General features: G+C 62.3%; 11 protein-coding genes. 1 reads left to right on the plus strand and 10 read right to left on the minus strand.

Going from position 1 to position 17,489, the window contains the following annotated elements; genetic code table 11:
• Positions 1–60: 60 nt before the first annotated feature.
• The 5 genes from GQX66_RS22085 to GQX66_RS22105 all read right to left on the minus strand — a co-directional run bounded on the left by GQX66_RS22085 (position 61) and on the right by GQX66_RS22105 (position 6,671).
• Entirely contained in the window at positions 61–1,527 is a 1,467-nt protein-coding gene (locus GQX66_RS22085) for an autotransporter domain-containing protein (RefSeq protein ID WP_346769695.1), read from the minus strand.
• A gap of 200 nt (positions 1,528–1,727) precedes the next feature.
• Entirely contained in the window at positions 1,728–4,685 is a 2,958-nt protein-coding gene (locus GQX66_RS22090) for an autotransporter domain-containing protein (RefSeq protein ID WP_240871430.1), read from the minus strand.
• A 221-nt stretch (positions 4,686–4,906) separates the two neighbouring features.
• Positions 4,907–5,578, minus strand: coding sequence for a GNAT family protein (locus GQX66_RS22095; protein WP_240871434.1), 672 nt, complete (start codon positions 5,576–5,578; stop codon positions 4,907–4,909).
• 12 nt (positions 5,579–5,590) lie between these two features.
• Positions 5,591–6,037, minus strand: a complete 447-nt coding sequence (locus tag GQX66_RS22100) for a GNAT family N-acetyltransferase (protein ID WP_011336633.1) — start codon at positions 6,035–6,037, stop codon at positions 5,591–5,593.
• Positions 6,038–6,047: 10 nt separating this feature from the next.
• A complete protein-coding gene (locus tag GQX66_RS22105) occupies positions 6,048–6,671 on the minus strand; it encodes an FMN-binding negative transcriptional regulator (RefSeq protein ID WP_240871436.1) in 624 nt (207 codons plus the stop codon).
• 92 nt (positions 6,672–6,763) lie between these two features.
• Here GQX66_RS22105 and GQX66_RS22110 point away from each other — a divergent pair, with 92 nt between their 5' ends.
• Complete coding sequence (locus GQX66_RS22110; RefSeq protein ID WP_102688440.1) at positions 6,764–8,317, plus strand: PLP-dependent aminotransferase family protein; 1,554 nt, start codon at positions 6,764–6,766, stop codon at positions 8,315–8,317.
• Here GQX66_RS22110 and GQX66_RS22115 read toward each other — a convergent pair.
• The 5 genes from GQX66_RS22115 to GQX66_RS22135 form a co-directional block, all read right to left on the minus strand.
• Positions 8,314–12,927 carry a DUF6543 domain-containing protein gene (locus tag GQX66_RS22115; RefSeq protein ID WP_240871438.1) on the minus strand — a complete coding sequence of 1,538 codons (4,614 nt, stop codon included), beginning with the start codon at positions 12,925–12,927 and terminating at the stop codon, positions 8,314–8,316. The two genes, GQX66_RS22110 and GQX66_RS22115, sit on opposite strands and share 4 nt — an antisense overlap.
• Positions 12,928–13,044: 117 nt before the next feature.
• The gene (locus GQX66_RS22120; protein ID WP_236190466.1) at positions 13,045–14,151 is read right to left on the minus strand and encodes a polyamine ABC transporter substrate-binding protein; all 1,107 of its coding nucleotides are present in this window, start codon (positions 14,149–14,151) and stop codon (positions 13,045–13,047) included.
• Positions 14,148–15,173, minus strand: coding sequence for a histone deacetylase family protein (locus GQX66_RS22125; protein ID WP_007954279.1), 1,026 nt, complete (start codon positions 15,171–15,173; stop codon positions 14,148–14,150). Before GQX66_RS22125 ends, GQX66_RS22120 begins: the two co-directional genes overlap by 4 nt.
• Positions 15,174–15,305: 132 nt before the next feature.
• Positions 15,306–16,304 carry an AraC family transcriptional regulator gene (locus GQX66_RS22130; RefSeq protein ID WP_085747955.1) on the minus strand — a complete coding sequence of 333 codons (999 nt, stop codon included), beginning with the start codon at positions 16,302–16,304 and terminating at the stop codon, positions 15,306–15,308.
• Between the two features lie 88 nt (positions 16,305–16,392).
• On the minus strand, positions 16,393–17,397 hold the full coding sequence (locus GQX66_RS22135; protein WP_240871440.1) for an asparaginase: 1,005 nt from the start codon (positions 17,395–17,397) through the stop codon (positions 16,393–16,395).
• Between the last annotated feature and the right edge of the window lie 92 nt (positions 17,398–17,489).

Genomic DNA, 17,489 nt, shown 5'->3' on the forward strand with positions numbered 1-17,489 from the left:
CTCCCCTTTTTTTTTGCTTTCAAAGTGCTGCCGCACCGTGCGGCAGCAACCCGTCCGGACTTAGAACGCCATTCGCCATTGCCCCGATACGCCGTGGTTTCGGCTGTCGGTACCGATCTCACCCGACAAGCCAACACCGAGTGTGTGGCTGGACGAGACGGCCAGATCCAGCCCGGTGTCGAGCGTCAGGCTGTTGCGATCCAGCTCCGCGCCGTAGACGGTGTAGTCATGGCCGCCGGTGACCAGACGTTGCCGGGTGCTGGTGTAGGTCTCGCCATAAACGTGTTTCCACCCCGCGCTGAGTCGTGGCGTGAGGCGCATGCCGTTATCCAGCGTGCTGACTTTCGCCATGCGCAGGCCGACGGTGGTGTTGAAGTTGCCTTGGGATTGAGCGTGAACCTTGAGCGCCGCCGCTCCGCCTTTCTCGGTGTAGCCGTCACGCTGGTAGCGTTGGTAACCGAGGCTGGCAAATGGCTCGATGCTGACGTTGGCCCGACCCAGGTTGTATCCCGACTCGATGAACGCTTGCTGGGTGCTGGCCTGGTAGTTGCCTTTCAGTCGGTCATGGAAGCGGCCGAACGCGACTTCGCGGCGGGTACTGCCTTCATGGTTGCTCCAGGCTGCGCCGAGCCGAAGTGACAGCGGGCCGGTCTGTCGCAGGGCGTAAGCGCCGAGGTGCCAACTGTCGAGGTCTCCGTCCAGTTCCTTGCTGTCCATGCGCGTATCGGAGGTGCCGCCCATCAAACCCAGGCGCCATTCTTCGTCGAGGCGCCAGTCCGCACCGAGCAGCAGGCCTTTGGTGGAATGCTGCATGGGCTCCACATCTCGATCCAGTTTCCCGCTATGGCCGAGGGCCTGCAGCCAGACCCTGCCGCTCTCAGCGTTTCCGGCTGCGTGGCGGGGTGCGTTTGGTTGATTGTCATGCAGGTTATCGAGTTGGTGCATGGCCGACAGCAGGCTGGCGCTGACCGGTGTGACGCTGCTCAAGGTGGCCTTGGCGAGGTTGGCGTTGCTGCCGCCGGCCAGTTGATCGAGGGCGACGGCGGCTGTGACTTTGTCGCTGGTGAGCAGGGCCGCCACGGCTGCGTTGCCCGGTGATGAAGGGGAATCCGTTGACTGCGGCTGGTCAACCACTTGGGTTTGTTGAGCTGCGGGTGTTTCGGCCAGAACCGGTTCCGGTAAGGGCACTGGTTTTTCCAGGCTTTCTTCGAGCGCGCTGCCGCTTTGCGTCTTGGCGACTTTCTCGGCGGGAATGTCCTCGGGTGCAGGAAGGGGGGAAGCTGGAATCTCAGTGCTGACCGGAAATGTTTCTGGCGTCGGAGCGATACTTTCTGCAAGCAGTGGCTCTGGAGCTAGGCTGGGCAGAGCAGGTTTTTCTTTCTTCTTGCGCGCAGGCTTGGGTTTCACTTCGTCCATGACGGGCGCATCGGGCTCCGACTGCTCCGCCAGAGAAAATTCCACGCAACCGACTGCCAGCGCAACCGCCAGCACAAGATGTTGAAGCTTGTATTTGCATTGAATGGGCATTCAGTTCGTCTCATGTGAAATGAGGCCAAACTGTAAAAGTCGATGCCGGTCCACCGATGCCGGGCAATTCCGAGTCGGATGCAGGTGATGGCGTCTGCTTTTGTAGCCCGGGCGCTGGCAGGTAATGAACCCGCCATGATTACCCGATCGACCAGACGCCTTTACCTACAACTCCCGCTGAAATCCGGATTGGCGAAATCTCAAAAACTCATCTGCCACTGCCCGATCAACCCGTGATTACGGCTGTTGCTGCCAATCTCGCCGCTGTATCCCAGCCCCAGCGTATGCCGCGCGGAAATGCCAAGATCCAGCCCTGCTTCGAGTACGAGGCTGTCGCGATCCAGCGAGCTGCCATCGACGCTGAACGCCGTGCCACCGACCACAAATGCCTGACGGGTCGAGCTGCTGACATCGCCGTAGGTGTGCTTCCAGCCGGCGGCCATCCGCGGGGTCAGGCTCATGCCATTGTCCAGCGAGCTGAGGTGCGCCAGGCGCACACCGAAGGTGCTGTTGAAGTTGTCCTGGGTCTGACTGTCGACCTGCAAAGCCGCGGCGCCACCCTTTTCCTGATAGCGGTCGCGGTGATAGCGCTGGTAGCCGAGGCTGGCGAACGGTTCGGCGCTGAGTCGGCCGCTGCCCATGGCGTAGCCGAGTTCGGCGAACGCTTGCTGGCTGTCGGCGTCGTAATCACCCTTGGGGCGATCGCTGAAACCATTGAACGCGATGGTGCGTTTGCTTTCGCCCTGATGACCGCTGTACGCCGCGCCCAAGCGCAAGGCGATCGGACCGTTTTGATGCAGCGCATAAACGCCGGCGTGCCAGCTCTCGACATTGCCGTCGAAGCCGGTGGCGTCCAGGTCAGTCTTCGAATAGCCGCCGAGCACGCCCAGACGCCATTGTGGATTCAGTGACCAGTCGGCACCGAGCACGCTGCCCTTGGTGCGTTGTTCCAGACCGCTGCTGCCGTGTTCGCCATCGAGCTTGCCGTAGCCGCCAATGGCCTGCAGCCAGAGCCGGCCCCGGGCGTTCGGATCGTTCAGGTTTCGTGCTTCGGACGGTACGCCGTTGGCGGCGAGGATCGGCGTATCACGCTGATCGAGGCCGACCATCAAGCCTGGGCTGCCGCCCATTTGCTGCATCGCCGAGAGCATGCTGCTGCCGACCTGGCTGCTGGCGCCGAGGGTGGCGCTGGTCAGGTTGGCGTTGCTGGCGCCGGCCAGTTGCTCGATGGCTGCGCCCGCGCTGGATTGCGTGGTGTTGAGCAAGGCGTTGTACAACGCATTGCTCTTGCCGATCGAGGCCAGGCTGTTGGCGGCATTGCTGCCGTTGCCGGTGGCGGCGAATTCATTGAACGCCACGTCATTGCGGGTGTAAGTCAGGTCGACCTGCGTTGGCGTGTAAGCGAGGGTCGGCGTGAGGAACGCGTAGTCGCTGGTGACCGCGCCGAACGTGCCGTTGACCCGCGCTGCCTGCAGCACTGTGTAATGGCTCTGCCACGGATAAGTGCCGCTGCCGGGATTGACCGCCAGCGTTGCGCCGTTGAGGTTGGCCGTGCCGCCGACCTGGACCGGCGCGCTGCTGCCGTCGGCATTGACGCCATAGGCGAGGGTGGATGCGCTGCCCATGTTCAAGTCGTGCACGATGGCCGCGGTGCCGAGGCGGGTGTCGGTGCGCAACGTGCCATTGACGTTGAGGTTGCCTACCGAACCGCCACCCGCATACACACCACCGGCGTCCACGGTCAGGTTGCCGGCGATACCGCCCTGGTTGATCAGCGTGGCGCCGTTGCGCACGGCACCACCGTCGCTGAAGTCGCCGCTGCCGGTGAGCGTCCAGGCACCTTGTTTGACTTCCAGCCATTCAAAGTTGCGGCTCGCGCCGAAGCTGCCGCCCGCCGCGTCGTCCATTACCACGCGGTCATAACCGCTACCGCCATCGACCACGCCGACAAAGCGGCTGCCGTTGCGCAGGGTCAGGCTGTCATTGCCGCCGCCCAGATCCAGCGCCAGCCCGTTACTGCCGCTGACGGTGCCACCGTTGATCACGTTGTCGGCGAACTCACCGACGAATTTCACCCCGAAACCGCCGAGGCCCTGGATGGTGCCGAAGTTCTCCAGCGTGGTGGCCGCCAGCCCAGAACCACCGCTGCCGTCGTCCACCAGAATTGCGCTGTTGGCGCCGCTGATCAGCGCATCCATGGCGTTGAGGATATAGCCGCCGCCCAGCGCAATGCCTTCACTGCCATTGGCGAAGCCACCCTTGTCCACACCGCCGGCGCCGACGCCCTGGATGGTGCCGTAGTTTTCAATGTGGGCGATCTTGTCGATGTCCACGCCGTCGCCGTCGCCATTGGCTTGTAAACCGGAATAGGCGCCAGTGATCGTGCCGTGGTTGATCACCGTGCCGTCGCCATCGGAACCGAAACCGGAGCCGTTGCGCCCGGTGATTTGCCCGTAGTTGACCAGCGTCGCTCCCAGGTCGGTGGTGATGCCATGGCGCCCGCCCGAAATCACGCCGTAGTTGGTCACGCTGACACCGGTCGCGGTGTCGATATCGATGCCGTCGAACTTCTGATCGGCGTTGTGCGAGTCACCGGTGGAGATCTCGCCGTAGTTGCTGATGGTCGCGTTGGCGCCGGTTTTCATGCCGTCGCTGGCGTCGCCACGAATCAGCCCACCCGCGCGGTTGATGATCGTGGTTTTGACCCCGTCGCTGCGCAACGCATCCAGATCCAGGCCTTGGCCTGTGGTCGAGCGAATGGTGCCGCTGTTGTCGATCAGCAGGCTGCCGCTGACGAAGTTGCTGTCGATGCGAATCGCGTCGTTGGAGCCGAGAATCTGCCCGCCGCTGCGGTTATAGATGGCGTAGTTTCGCGCCTGGGTCAGGTCGCCGCTGCTGTCGATGGCACGGCCACCGGAGGAGATGATCTTGCCGGCGTTGTCGATGATCACACCGGCCCCGCTGGTCTTGTCCTTCAGGCTCACTGCCTTGCCACTGTTGGTGATGCTGCCCGGCGCCGAAATGGTCAGCGTATCGCTGCCGCCCAGTGTCTGCGCTGCAGTGGTGGCGGTGTCGATCTGCACGGTCTTGCCGTGGGCGGCGCTGGTTGCGATCAACAGGGCAATGGCAAACGACAGGCGCAGGGGCGGCAAGGGCATGGGGCGGACGTCCTTTTTGTTATAAGCGGGGCGTCCTGTATAGCGGAGGGTTTTTACAGAATGATGTACGGACTATGTGCATTCTTTTGCAGTTCAGGCCTCAGATTTGGACGTTCATCTGCAATTCATTGCAGATCCGACGATGGCGAAGAGTCGAAATCGCAGCCTTGGACATCGCTTGAACGAGATGCCACAGGCTGCGCTCTTTTACGTTCACTGGTTCAACCGCGGCACTCAACCAACCCCTTCACCTGCCCATCCGCCGCCTGATTCTCATCGCTCAACCAGCGTTCGAACCCCGCCGCAATCGCCGGCCATTCCGAGTCCAGAATCGAGTACCACGCGGTGTCGCGGTTCTGGCCTTTCACAACCATGTGCTGGCGAAACACACCTTCGAAGCTGAAGCCCAACCGCTCGGCCGCGTATTTGGAACGGGCGTTGCCGTTGTTGCATTTCCATTCGAGGCGGCGATAGCCGAGGGCGAAGGATTCTTTGGCCAGCAGGTAGACCGCCTCGGTGCTTTTCGGCGAGCGCTGCATCGGGGCGCCGAAGGTGACGTGGCCGATTTCGATGCGGCCCTGGGCCGGGACGATCGACATCAGGCTGAGGATGCCTTGCACCTGGCCGCTGGCGCGGTCGATGACGCTGAAGAAATACGGATCTCTGTGGGCGGCGTGATTGTTTAGCCAGTCATTGAAGGCGCTGCGCTCCGGAAACGGGCCGTAGGGCAAATAGTCCCAGAGTTTCGGGTCGGCGCCGGGGCCTTGCAGGGCGTTGAACAGGTCGTCGCCGTGGCGTGCCGGGTCGAGTTTTTCCAGGCGGATGAAGCGGCCTTCGATCAGGGTGGTGGAGGGTGGCGGCACGCTTTTCCAGTCAGCGAGAGAAATCGTCATGCGCGTGGCTCCTTAAATGGCTTTGCGAAACTGGATGAAACCCGGGCGCTCGGCGATGCGCTCGTAGAGCTGGATCGCCGTGGCGTTGGTTTCGTGGGTCAGCCAGTGCACCTTGCAGCACCCGTCGGCCTTGGCCGTGGCGTAGACGTGTTCGATCAGCAGGCGACCGACGCCGGTGCCACGGGTTTGCGGCTCCACCAGCAGGTCTTGCAGGTAGCAGGAGTTTTCGATGCTCCAGTTCGAACGATGGTAGATGAAATGCACCATGCCCACCGCTTTGCCGTCAGCCCAGGCGAGGGCGGCATGGGTCGGTTCGTTCGGGTCGAGAAAACGCTGCCAGGTGCTCTGGCTGACGGCGTCCGGCAATTCAGTGTTGTAGAAGCGCAGGTAGGCCTGCCACAGCGGCAGCCAGGCCGCGTGATCGGCGGCGCTGACCGGACGGATGTCGATCTGACTCATGGTGATTTCCTTAACGCATCAAGTGAGCGAGGGTTTGATCGTTGATGTCGGGGCTGGCGGCCAGGCCTTCGCGCACGCCGGCGATATCTTCGACGCTACGGTTCTGGCTGAGCTTGCGCTTGCCTTCGAGGCGGTCGATCGGAATGGCGAACCCGACGATGGCCTTGAGCATGCCGTCGATGTAATCGGCCGGGGCATCGTCAACCGACCAAGGCTGGGCGCGGCCCGCTTCATGGCGATCGGTGAGGGTGCTGACGATGTCCAGCAGGCGACCGCCATCGCTGAAGGTTTCGGCGTGACCGTAAGCGTGCACGGCAACGTAGTTCCAGGTCGGCACGACTTTGCCGTGTTCGGCCTTGCTCGGGTAAAAACCCGGGCTGACGTAGGCATCGGCACCGGGAAAAATCAGCATCGCTTCTGCGCCGTCACACAGGTCTTTCCACTGCGGATTGGCCTTGGCCAGATGCCCGTACAGCGTACCGTTCGGACCTTGTTCGCGATGCAGCAGCACCGGCACGTGGCTGGCCTGCAAGCCTTGTTCGCCATGGGTCACCAGAATGGCGAGGCGGGTGGCGAGGATCAGTTCGTGCAGTTGGGACAGGTCATCGATGGCAAAGGCGCGGGGCGTGTACATGGAGAAAATTTCCTTGGCGAATGGCTGCATCGTAGGCAGGCTATTGGTCTGTTGTAAGAGCCATTGATGACCAATTTCATAGGTCCATTGTCATGCCCGATTCGACCACGCTGTCGCTGCCGTTCAACCCTGCCGGTATCGAGCTCGACCGCCGCAAAGGCCTGAGCCGTCAGCTCTACCAGGCCTTGCGCCTGCGGGTGCTCGACGGGCGCCTGGCCAGCGGCACGCGCCTGCCGGCCAGCCGCGATCTGGCAGCGGCGCTGGGGATTTCCCGCAACAGCGTGGTGCGCGCCTACGATCAGCTGTATGCCGAAGGTTTCATTGAAGGCCGGGTCGGGGACGGCACTTATGTGGCGCAGTTACCGCAATCGGTGGCGCCCGCGAAAAAATTATCCACAAAAGTATCCACAGGGTTTTCAACAGGCTTACCCACAACCTTATCCACAATTTCGGTCAATTCCACTGGGGATTTATCCAGCAAAGTTATCCACAGCGGTGCATTGCAGCGGCTTGAGCAGAACCATTTACCGACGCCACCGAGCGGTCCGCCGCGAGCATTCCGGGTCGGTGTTCCGGCGTTTGATCTGTTTCCGTTCGACGTCTGGGCCAAGCTGAACGCGGCGTTCTGGCGCAAACCCGATTTGCAGCAACTGTGTTACGGCGACCCGGCGGGCGATGCGCGCCTGCGCGGTCTGATCGCCGCTTATTTGCGCAGTTCGCGCGGCATGCAGTGCTCGGCTGAGCAAATTGTGATCACCAGTGGCGCGCAACAGGGAATCAGCCTTTGTGCACAGTTGCTGGTGGAGCCGGGCGCCGGGGTGGGCATCGAGAATCCCGGCTATCGCGCAGCGGGTCATGCGTTCGCCTTGGCCGGCGGTCGATTGCACGGTATTGCCGTGGACGAAGAGGGCATCGACTGCGCGGCACTGGCGGCCGCCGAAGATTGCCGGGTGGCTTATGTCACGCCGTCTCATCAATACCCGACCGGTGTGGTGATGAGCCTGGCGCGACGTCTGGAACTGCTGGCCTGGGCCGAGCGCACCGGCGGCTGGATCGTCGAGGACGACTACGACGGCGAATATCGCTACACCGGCGCGCCACTGGCTCCGCTGGCTGCGCTCGATCGCCAGGGTCGCGTGTTGTACGTCGGCACTTTCGGCAAAGTCGCGTTCCCGGCGCTGCGTCTGGGTTATCTGGTGTTGCCGCCGGGGCTGGTCGAGGCCTTTGCGCAGCGGCGCGCGGTGGATGTCCGGCATTCGGAAGTCAGCACTCAAGCGGTGATGGCCGAATTCATGGCGGCCGGGCATTTCCAGCGGCACATCCGGCGGATGCGCCGGGCAGCCCTCAGTCGGCGTAACGCCCTCATCAACGGTTGGCCGCAAGGATTGGCGGGCGTGGGTGAGCTGCCGGCGGTGTCAGCGGGACTGCATCTCACCGTGGCGGTCGACAGCGTGGCCCGCGAACAACAGCTGATTGAGCAGGCCGCCAGCGTGGAAGTGGAAGTCCACGGCCTGAGCAAGTATTGGCTGCCGGACTCGACGACCCCGATCGATCAGCGCGCCGGGCTGGTGCTGGGTTTTGCGGCGGTGCCGGAGCCGGCGATCGAGTCGGCTCTGGCCCGTCTGCGTGAAGTCTGGCGCCCTTAAGCGTCTTTCGGTTGAGCCTGCGGCTGCGATTTCAGGAACAGATCGCGTACCTGCGGATCGACGATGCGCCGTAGTGCATTGTCGACGGCATCGAAGGTGCTGAGTGACTGCCGCGTTTTGTCATCGAGCGTCTGCAGATAGGCATCGGCCGGTTTCAGGTGGGCGGTGGTGTACAGCTCATCTGCATCCCCGAGCTGGTCGTAGTGGAAGTGCGCCACCCACAGCGGCTTGTCAGCGTTGTTCCTGTCGAGAATCCGATACTCCTGAAAGTAGTCCCCGCGATAACGGGTACGAATGCGCCCGCGAGGGTCTTTGCTGACCTTGACCTGCCCGTTGTCGTGCATCCAGTGGAAATAGGTTTCCCGAGGTTTGCGGTGTTTAAGCATGGTCGCATAGACCGCTATGCCTTCGGCCTGTGTGCGGATGGCACCCGCGCGCAGGTTCGGGATGAGGGAGGTGACGGGCCACGGATCCTTCCTGGCGTTTTTTCTTCGGGTGATAGCGCTTTCGACGTCATTGGCCGCTTGCTTGAGCCGCTCGACTTGCTGTTCGAACATGTCGCGGATGTCGGCGGGAATGCGCCCTGGTCGCTTGGCATCCTCGCGGGTCTTCCTGTTGAATCGGTCGATGTCCGCTTCAAGCTGGATGGCCGATGAAAGAAGGTCCTCGTCATCCTTGGGCATCTTCGGGTCAGGTCGTCGAGTGGACAGTTTGACGAACGGGACCTCTGCGCTGGAGTCGCCGTCCGGGGCAGTGGAAGCCTGCTCGTCCACCTCTGGGCGGGGGCGGCTCTTGGAGACCTTCACTTTGGACTGTGATGTGGAGGGCTGCGCTCTGGACTTGACGGGTGCCGGTCGTTCCTCAGGTTCAGGCAGTTCCGTGGTCAGTCGATTGCGAGCCAGCAGGTGGAACTCGCCGATCAGCTCGCGAACCCTGTCGAGTCTGTCCTGGACGAACTGGCCGGGATGGTCGGCAGGCAGCTGTTCGACGCGTTCACCGAGGCTGGCGAAGAGGTCGTTCCATTGCGACAGGCGTTCGAGACGCGCTGGCTGTCCGTCTGCGGTCACCGCTGTTTTGCTCAACAGGATCAGCTCATGGCTGGCGTCGGCGGCAGCGGCCGTAATGATCCCGATGGCAACACGGGCGGCATTCATGGCGGCCCCCGGCTGTTCCACGACACAGCGTTCGTAGGACATGCCGATTTCATTGGCCTTGAGATCGAGCGGGCTGAAGTCCGGCAGCAGCAATTCCAGTCTTGTGGCCACTTCTCTGGCCTTGACCGAGTGGCTGTTCAAGACCTGCAGCGAACGGTCCAGGGTCTGCAGGCTGACAATCATTTCGTCGCTCATCGCGGTGGCGACGGTGGCTATTTCGATCTGTTTGTTTCGCGGTATCGCTGTCTGGTTGATTGCGCTGTCGACGAATATTTGCGTGGTCTTGGCATAAGTCCGCATCTTCACTCGCAGCCACGAGCCAAAACAGCGGTGCTGACCCAGAGTAAGGCTCATCAGCTTGGCCTGGTGTACCGAGCCGCCGCCCCCTGCCTCGCGCCAGATCTCGAGTTGGTCCAGGGCCTTGGTGTAGTCATTGCCCAGCTTCGTGGCGCGGTCCAGATAAATGGACGCGGAGTGCTCGAATCCGGCTTCGCTGATATCCCGTGGAAGGGCGACCAGTGCTCGCAGCAGCAGTGTTTTCGCTTCGGTTTCGCCTGCTTCAAATTGTTCCAGCTCAGTCCACGCTGCATCCATGATCTGTTTTTTGGATCGACGGAATGCCTCGATCCGGCTTCTCGGCATGCCGCCGCGCAAGCGCAGTTTCGGGTCCCAGTGCCATTGTCCGGCCGTCTCGTCGTATTTCAGGGCCATGCCGATACGCTGTGGGTCGGCCGGGTCAACGATGTGAACCGGCTCGCCTGGCCGGGCGATCACTTCAAACCAGCGCATGCCGACCTGGACGCACGTCTTGCCGTCGAGGGTGTAGAGGTGAGTGACCGACGAGGCTCGTTTGCCGCTCAAGTCAGGTGCGGCGATGCTGAAACGGTCGAGCATCGCGATGAAGCGTGCGCTGGTGCCAGATCGCAACAGCGTCCCCTGTTCGAGTTGAGTGAAATGATCGGCAGGGACTTCGCCGGTGACAACCAGCGGATCGAGGACGACCGATGGCGCGACCGCTGGCGCAGGTTGCGGCGTTCTCGCGGACGCCACGCTCTCCGGCGTCCCTTGCTCGAACTCGTACGATTTACTCCGGCGCGGCGACCAGGAGCGGTTGCGTCGTACCACGGCGTGCTGAGTCATGATGATGCCGAGGGTGAGCAGAACGTCGGCGGTGGATTGCCAGGCCACCAGATTGTCGTCGCGTTCATGGGCATCAATCGCCTGCTGAATCTGCGTGATGGTCTGCCAGACCCAGACAGCGGTGCCGGCTGCGCCGCTCATGAAGTTTGCGGCGACGCTGAAAATGGCCCAGCCGCTGTCCGCCAGAAGTGCCCAGCGGCGCTCACGGTTGGACTGTGACTGACGGTTCGCAAGCTCGATCAGTGCCTGACTGTTCGCCGTGTACAGCGAAGCGAGGATGTCGCCGTCGAGCGGCGCATTTTCCAGTTCGATCGGGCCGGTCAGGTCCAGATGCATGAACGGTTCCGTGGCCAGTTGAGTGACGATCCACGGCGAGGGCAGACCCACCGGGAAGGCGTATTGCGAGTACTCGAAACTCAGGGCCGCGCTGCCCATCCAGGCGAGTACCGAATTGCGCAGTTCGCCCGCCTGATACAGCGCATACATCAGGTTCTGCAACGAAGCGAACTGCATCAATGGGGTGTCCAGCAGCGGTCGGTACAAAAGACAGGGACCGTGTGCGTGATCTCGCGGACAAATGATGAACATGTTGGCGACCACGTCCGAGCGCCGGCTCAAGCGGCGGCGCGGGACGAACGCCAGAGGCCGGATGGTCACCGGATGTTCGGCCGCCGGCAGTTTGCGGTTGATGGCATCCATCAACTGGCAGACATAGTTATAGCCACGCTCATCGATTGCACCCTGGCGTCTGAGTTTGCACTCCAGCGCGAGCATCGGCAGAAGCGTCGGCAGCTGGCGCAGATAGCGAGTCCGGTGCGCGGTCGAACGGATCGGATCATCGATCAGCGCGCGTTTGATCAGTTGCGGATAGTGACCACCGATGTCGACCTTTTCCGCGACGGCGGTCAGAAAATCCACCGTCAACCAGTCAGGTACGGCTCGGCCATCGTCGAAGGCGATCGTGGCCTGGTAGGGCGTGGCGTTTTGCAGGGCAAATTCACCCAGGGTTTCGTGTACCTGATCAAATGGATTGGGCAGCGTGAAGCCGCCGGTTTCGAGGCTGTTCGTCACCGTGATTCGCAGCTGTTCCAGAGGCAGGTCGGCGGCGCCTTCAGCGCTTTCGTCGGCAATGATCGCTTCACGCATCCGGCGTTCGGCGTAGGGTTTGATCAGGGGAATGTCGTCTTCCCTGAACGCGCCATTCCCGGCTTCGTTGCGCAACGTGCCGAGCTCGGCAACGTAGCGACTGTAGTCCTGCAGGTCATGCGCCGATCCATCGAGTAACCAGTCGGGAATGGCCTCTTCCAGCTGGTCGAGTCGAGCCCGCTCAAGTGGGCTGAACCGACTGCGGCGCTGCTGCCCGGAGCCGGCGTGGGCACTGATCGACCGGCTGGCGGGATCCAGTGCCTCGATCGCGCCGAGCTGGTTGCTGATCTGCGCCTGGGCGACGGCATCGAAGATGTTTCCTTCGGGCTCGATCAGGCGCCATTTCAAGGAGCGATCGGACAGCCGGGGATCGAGTCGCTGCGGCAATGTTTCTCCCAGCGCGGTCAGCGAGTCGAATGATTCATAGCCATCGGCAACGGTGTACATCAGGATCCGGTTTCGTTTTTTGACGGTGGCGGTCAGCACGAGAGCGCCGGCGACAAGCAGGTGTGTGCTGTCCTCACCGTCGACGAGTTCGATGTCCATCAGGCAGGCTTTCAGTCCGACGAAATCGTTGGCTGCGGGCGAGCGCTCACTCCGGTCCGGATGCTGCGCGACAAATCGTGCGAATGCGCACTCGTCGGCGTCCCAGCCGCTGGCGGACTGCACATTTGCCGCCGAGCACAACTGATCGGACAGCTCTTGCCAGCGTGGCTGGCCATTGGCGGACTCGTTCCAGTAATCGAGCTGGCGCTGCTGATATTCGAGGAACAGAAAAGGTGCAAGGTCGTTCATCAGCGCAGTGATGTCGTCCATGCTCACCGGCAGAAGCGTGGGAGGGACTGCATTGGGTGTTCGGGTCAGGAAGTGCTCGCCTTCGATGTAATCGGCTGTGGTCTTGTGCAGGCAGTGCTGGATGAAGGCATGGGTCAGCGACTCGAAGGCGAAGACCCTGGCGGTGCTCTGTGAAGTGTCGGTCTCGCGCAGAGGTGTCGCGAGCATGCAGTGATCCGGATCGATGTGTTGGTCGGGATAGCTTTTGTTCAGTCCTTCGCGCAACAACGTCGAGGCGACTTGATGCAGCGAGTAGCCCTGGCCGGTCAGTTCGACCAGCCGGCTCTGTTTCAGCAAAGGAGGGGAAACGTCTGGGGCGGCGGCAGGTTCAGTCATGTTCATGTCCACGGGGAAAAATCGGACACTAAAATCCTGGCCGCGCTGCGATGCGGTACATAGATCTTGCAGGCAAAAAAAGACCCGCGGCTGCGGGTCTGGTTGGGTCGCAGCGCTTCAGGTGCCGGACTTGATCTTGGTCCAGGCCCGGGTGCGCGCCCGTTCCGCATCACGCGGCAACGGTTGCAGGGTGTAGAGCGTGTTCATCGCCGCATCGGTCGGGTACAGATTCGGGTTGTTGCGAATCGCCGGGTCGACAAGTTCGGTGGCGTCCTTGTTCGGGTTCGGATAACCGACAAAATCGCTGACCGGCGCAATCACCTGAGGTTGCAGCAGGTAGTTGATGAAGGTGTAGGCATCCTGCGGATTCTTCGCACCTTTCGGGATGGCAAGCATGTCGAACCAGATCGGCGCGCCTTCTTTCGGCAGACGCATGTCCACCACCACGCCATTCTTCGCTTCCTTGGCGCGGTTGGCCGCTTGCGAGAAGCTGCCCGAATAGCCGACGGCAACGCAGATGTCGCCGTTGGCGATGTCGGCCATGTACTTGGACGAGTGGAAGTAGGTCACGTACGGGCGAATCTTCATCAACAGCGCTTCAGCCTTGGCGTAGTCCGCCGGGTTCTTGCTGTTGGGATCCAGACCGAGGTGTTGCAGGGCCAGCGGCAGAATCTCCGATGGCGAGTCGAGCAGGGCCACGCCGCACTGCTTGAGCTTGCTGATGTTCTCTTCCTTGAAGATCAGGTCCCAGCTGTCCACCGGCGCGTTGTTACCCAACGCGGCCTTGACCTTGGCCGGGTTGAAGCCGATCAGGATAGTGCCGTACATATACGGCACGGCGAACTGGTTGCCAGGGTCGTTGGCCTCGATCAGCTTCATCAGTTTCGGGTCGAGGTGGTTCCAGTTCGGCAACTGGCTGCGATCCAGCGGCTGGAACACCCCGGCCTCGATCTGCTTGGCGAGGAACACGTTGGACGGCACCACCACGTCATAGCCGGAGTTGCCGGTCAGCAGCTTGGCCTCCAGCGCTTCGTTGGTGTCGAAGATGTCGTAGACCAGTTTGGTCTGGCTGTTCTGCGCCTTGAAATCTTCCAGTGCCTTGGGAGTGATGTAGTCGAACCAGTTGTAGACGCGCAGGGTACGTTCTTCCGCATGAGCGCCGCCGCCGCTGCTCAGCAGCGCCGCGCACAACGCCGGCGCGATGAAGTGCTTGAGTCTGCTCATTGTTCGAAACCTTCGAGCACGTTCACCGCGTTGATGCCGATTTCTTCCACCGCGTAGCCACCTTCCATGACGAACAGGGTCGGTTTGCCGAGGGCCGCGATGCGTTTGCCCATCGCCAGGTAATCCGGGCTGTCGAGTTTGAATTGCGAGATCGGGTCGTCCTTGAAGGTGTCGACGCCCAGCGACACGACGATGATGTCGGCACCGTAGTTGTCAATCTCCTGGCAGGCCTGATCCAGCGCTGCACTCCAGACATCCCAACCGGAACCGGCCGGCAGTGGATAGTTGAAGTTGAAGCCTTCACCGGCGCCTTCGCCGCGTTCGTCTTCGTAGCCGAGGAAGAACGGGAATTCCGCTTCCGGATGGCCGTGGATCGAGGTGAACAGCACGTCACTGCGCTCGTAGAAAATCGATTGGGTGCCGTTGCCGTGGTGGTAGTCGACGTCGAGGATAGCGACCTTCTTGTGGCCCTGATCGAGGAACGCTTGCGCGGCGATGGCGGCATTGTTGAGGTAGCAATAACCGCCCATCAAATCACCGGCAGCGTGGTGTCCCGGTGGACGGCACAGGGCGAAGGCACCACGGGCGCCACGCTGGATTTCCGCTTGTGCGGTCAGTGCCACTTGCGCCGCGCTGTACGCCGCTTGCCAGGTGCCGGCGGTGATCGGTGCGCCGCCGTCGAAGCTGTAATAGCCGAGCTGGCCGTGCAGGCTGGTCGGTTTGACCTGGCGCAAGGTGCGCGCCGGCCAGGTGTAGGGCAGCAAATCGCCGTCGGTGTTGAATTCGGTCCAGCGCGCCCAGGCGCCTTTGAAGAAGTCGAGGTAGTCGCGGCTGTGAATGCGCTCGATCGGCCCGAGGCCGAAATCCTTCGGCGCCTCGACCGGGCCGAGGTTTTGATTTTTCACCCGTTGCAGCACGTGGTCGGCGCGCGACGGCATCTCGAAGCAAGGTTTGAGTTGCCCGTCGATCAATTCGCAGCGGCCATGGTGCAGGTGGTGATCGTCAGAGTAGATCGTCAGCATTTGTTGTTCTCCGCAGGGGCTGATTCGGTTGGCTCCAGTGTTACGGCGCGAGGCGAATCGGAGAACGGCCAGAAAGGCCAAAACGGGATCGATGTGGCCAAAAATACTGACCTGATATCGCCCCTCGACGGTTTAACCGTGTGGCCGGAACTGACTCGGTGCCACACCGCTCCAGCGCACGAAGGCATGGCGGAAGCTTGCGGTCTCGCTGAAGCCGAGGGTTTCGGCGATGCGGTAGATCGGCAACTGATCCTCGCAAAGCATCTGCTTGGCCCGCTCGAAACGCAGCTCGTCGAGCAGCTCCTGATAACTGCAGCCCATGTCCTTCAGATGCCGGCGCAAGGTGCGTGGCGAGCAGTTCATCTGTTGCGCCAGACCTTCCAGCCCCGGTGCGGCGTTGAGTTGTGCGCTGAGCAACTGGCGGATCCGCCCCAGCCACGCCTGGCGGCCGGTGAACTCGGTGTTCTGTTTGCGGCAGCGTTCGGCCATGGCCTGGTGGGTGATGATGTCGGCCAGCGGCAGCGGCTGGTCGAGCCAGCGCCGGTCGAAGGCGAAGGCGTTGTCCTTGGCGCCGAAGTGCAGGGGCGCCTTGAAGTGTTCGGAATAGCTGTCGCGATAGTCTGGCGCGCTGTGTTCGAAGCGGGCAGCCAGCAATGGCAACGGATGGCCGAGCAGGTCGTCGCAGATGACTTTCAGCGACACCAGACAGAACTCCGCGTTGAACACCGCCATCGCCGGGCTCTCGCGATAATCGGCGGCGACAAACCAGACGCGCTCGCCGTCATCTTCCAGGCTCAGCTCGAAAAGTGTTCCCAGCAGCGCCGGATAACGGATCGCCAGGCGCAAAGCGTCACCGAAGGTGGCACAGGTCAGCAGCGCGTAACCGAGGATGCCGTAGCAGGAAACATGCATGCGCCGGCCCAGCTCCAGACCGATGTCGTGTTTGAGCGCGACCGCGTTGGCGCAGACCTGCATCTCCTGATTGGTGGTGATGCGGGTGTCGGCCCGGCTCAGATCCGCCGCGCTGATGCCGCTGCCGGCCAGCAGCGCTTCGCTGGACAGGCCTTGATCCCTGAAGGTGTTGAGCACCAGGGAGACAGCGTTGAGGGTGGTGAGGTGGGAGTGGAGCATCGCGAACTTCCAGCCTTGGGATGCTGGAAACGGCAGCAAGTTGCATGCCGGGCTGTGGGAGCAGAGGTGCTCCCACAGCTTGTTGCGATCAGATGAGCTCGCCGCACAAGTCGAGTTCGACCAGTCGCCGCACTTCAGCTGTCTCAAGACCCGCACCAAGCAGTCCGTTCAACTTGCCGAACGCCGCCTCACGGGTCATGCCGCCACCGGACAGCACGCCAACGCCACGCAAGCGGCTGCCCGCCTCGTAGACATCCAGCTCAACACCGCCTTCATGGCACTGCGTGACCGCAACCACCACGACACCGTTGTTCCGCGCCCGGCCAAGGCTGGCGAGGAACTCCGGATTGTCGCTCGGCCCGGTGCCGCTGCCGTAGCACTCCAGCACCAGACCCTGAATGCCGCTGTCGAGCAGGCCGTCGATGATCTCGGCGCCGATGCCCGGGAACAGCGGCAATACCGCCACCTTGGCCAGTTGCTTGGGCTGGTTGTAGTTCAGCGCTGCCGGCAGGGACGTGGCCTTCAGGTCGCCGCCCTGACGCTCCAGGCGTTTGAACGGATGACGGCCGAAGCTGCGCACTTTCGCGCAACGGGTCGGCGCCAGCAGTTCGCCGTGGAAATAAAGGTGTACACCCGGCGCCAGGCCTTGGCCGAGGGCGACCAGCGCACCGCTGAGGTTTTCCCAGGCGTCGCTGTCGGTGACGCCGGCCGGTAACATCGAACCGGTGAAGCACACGCGGGCATGCAGGCCGAGCAACTGGAAGCTCATGGCGGCGGCGCTGTAGGCCAGGGTGTCGGTGCCGTGCAGGATCAGTACGCTGTCGCAGCCTTGCACATCGACCGCGTCGACGACTGCTTCACGCAGTTGCTGCCAGTAGGCCGGGGTCATGTTGGCGCTGTCGATCAGCGGCGACATCTCGCGAAAGCGCCACTGCGGTACGACCAGCTCAGGCTGGCTGTGCAGGTAGTCGCGCATCCGCGCTTCGAAACCGGACGCCGGGGCCAGGCCATTGGCGCTGGCCTGCATGCCGATGGTGCCGCCGGTGTACAGCACCATGACGTGCTGGGCGGCAGGGTAGGTCGAGGAATTCATGGGGAGTTCTCCTGAACGAGGACAGCATGCGGTCGAGCATGACGCCGACCGCCGCCTGTGTCACGCCGGGCGCAAGACCTGCGCCCGGTTTT

Source organism: Pseudomonas sp. B707 (assembly GCF_022496685.1).
In the GTDB taxonomy this organism is placed as follows: domain Bacteria; phylum Pseudomonadota; class Gammaproteobacteria; order Pseudomonadales; family Pseudomonadaceae; genus Aquipseudomonas; species Aquipseudomonas paraglycinae.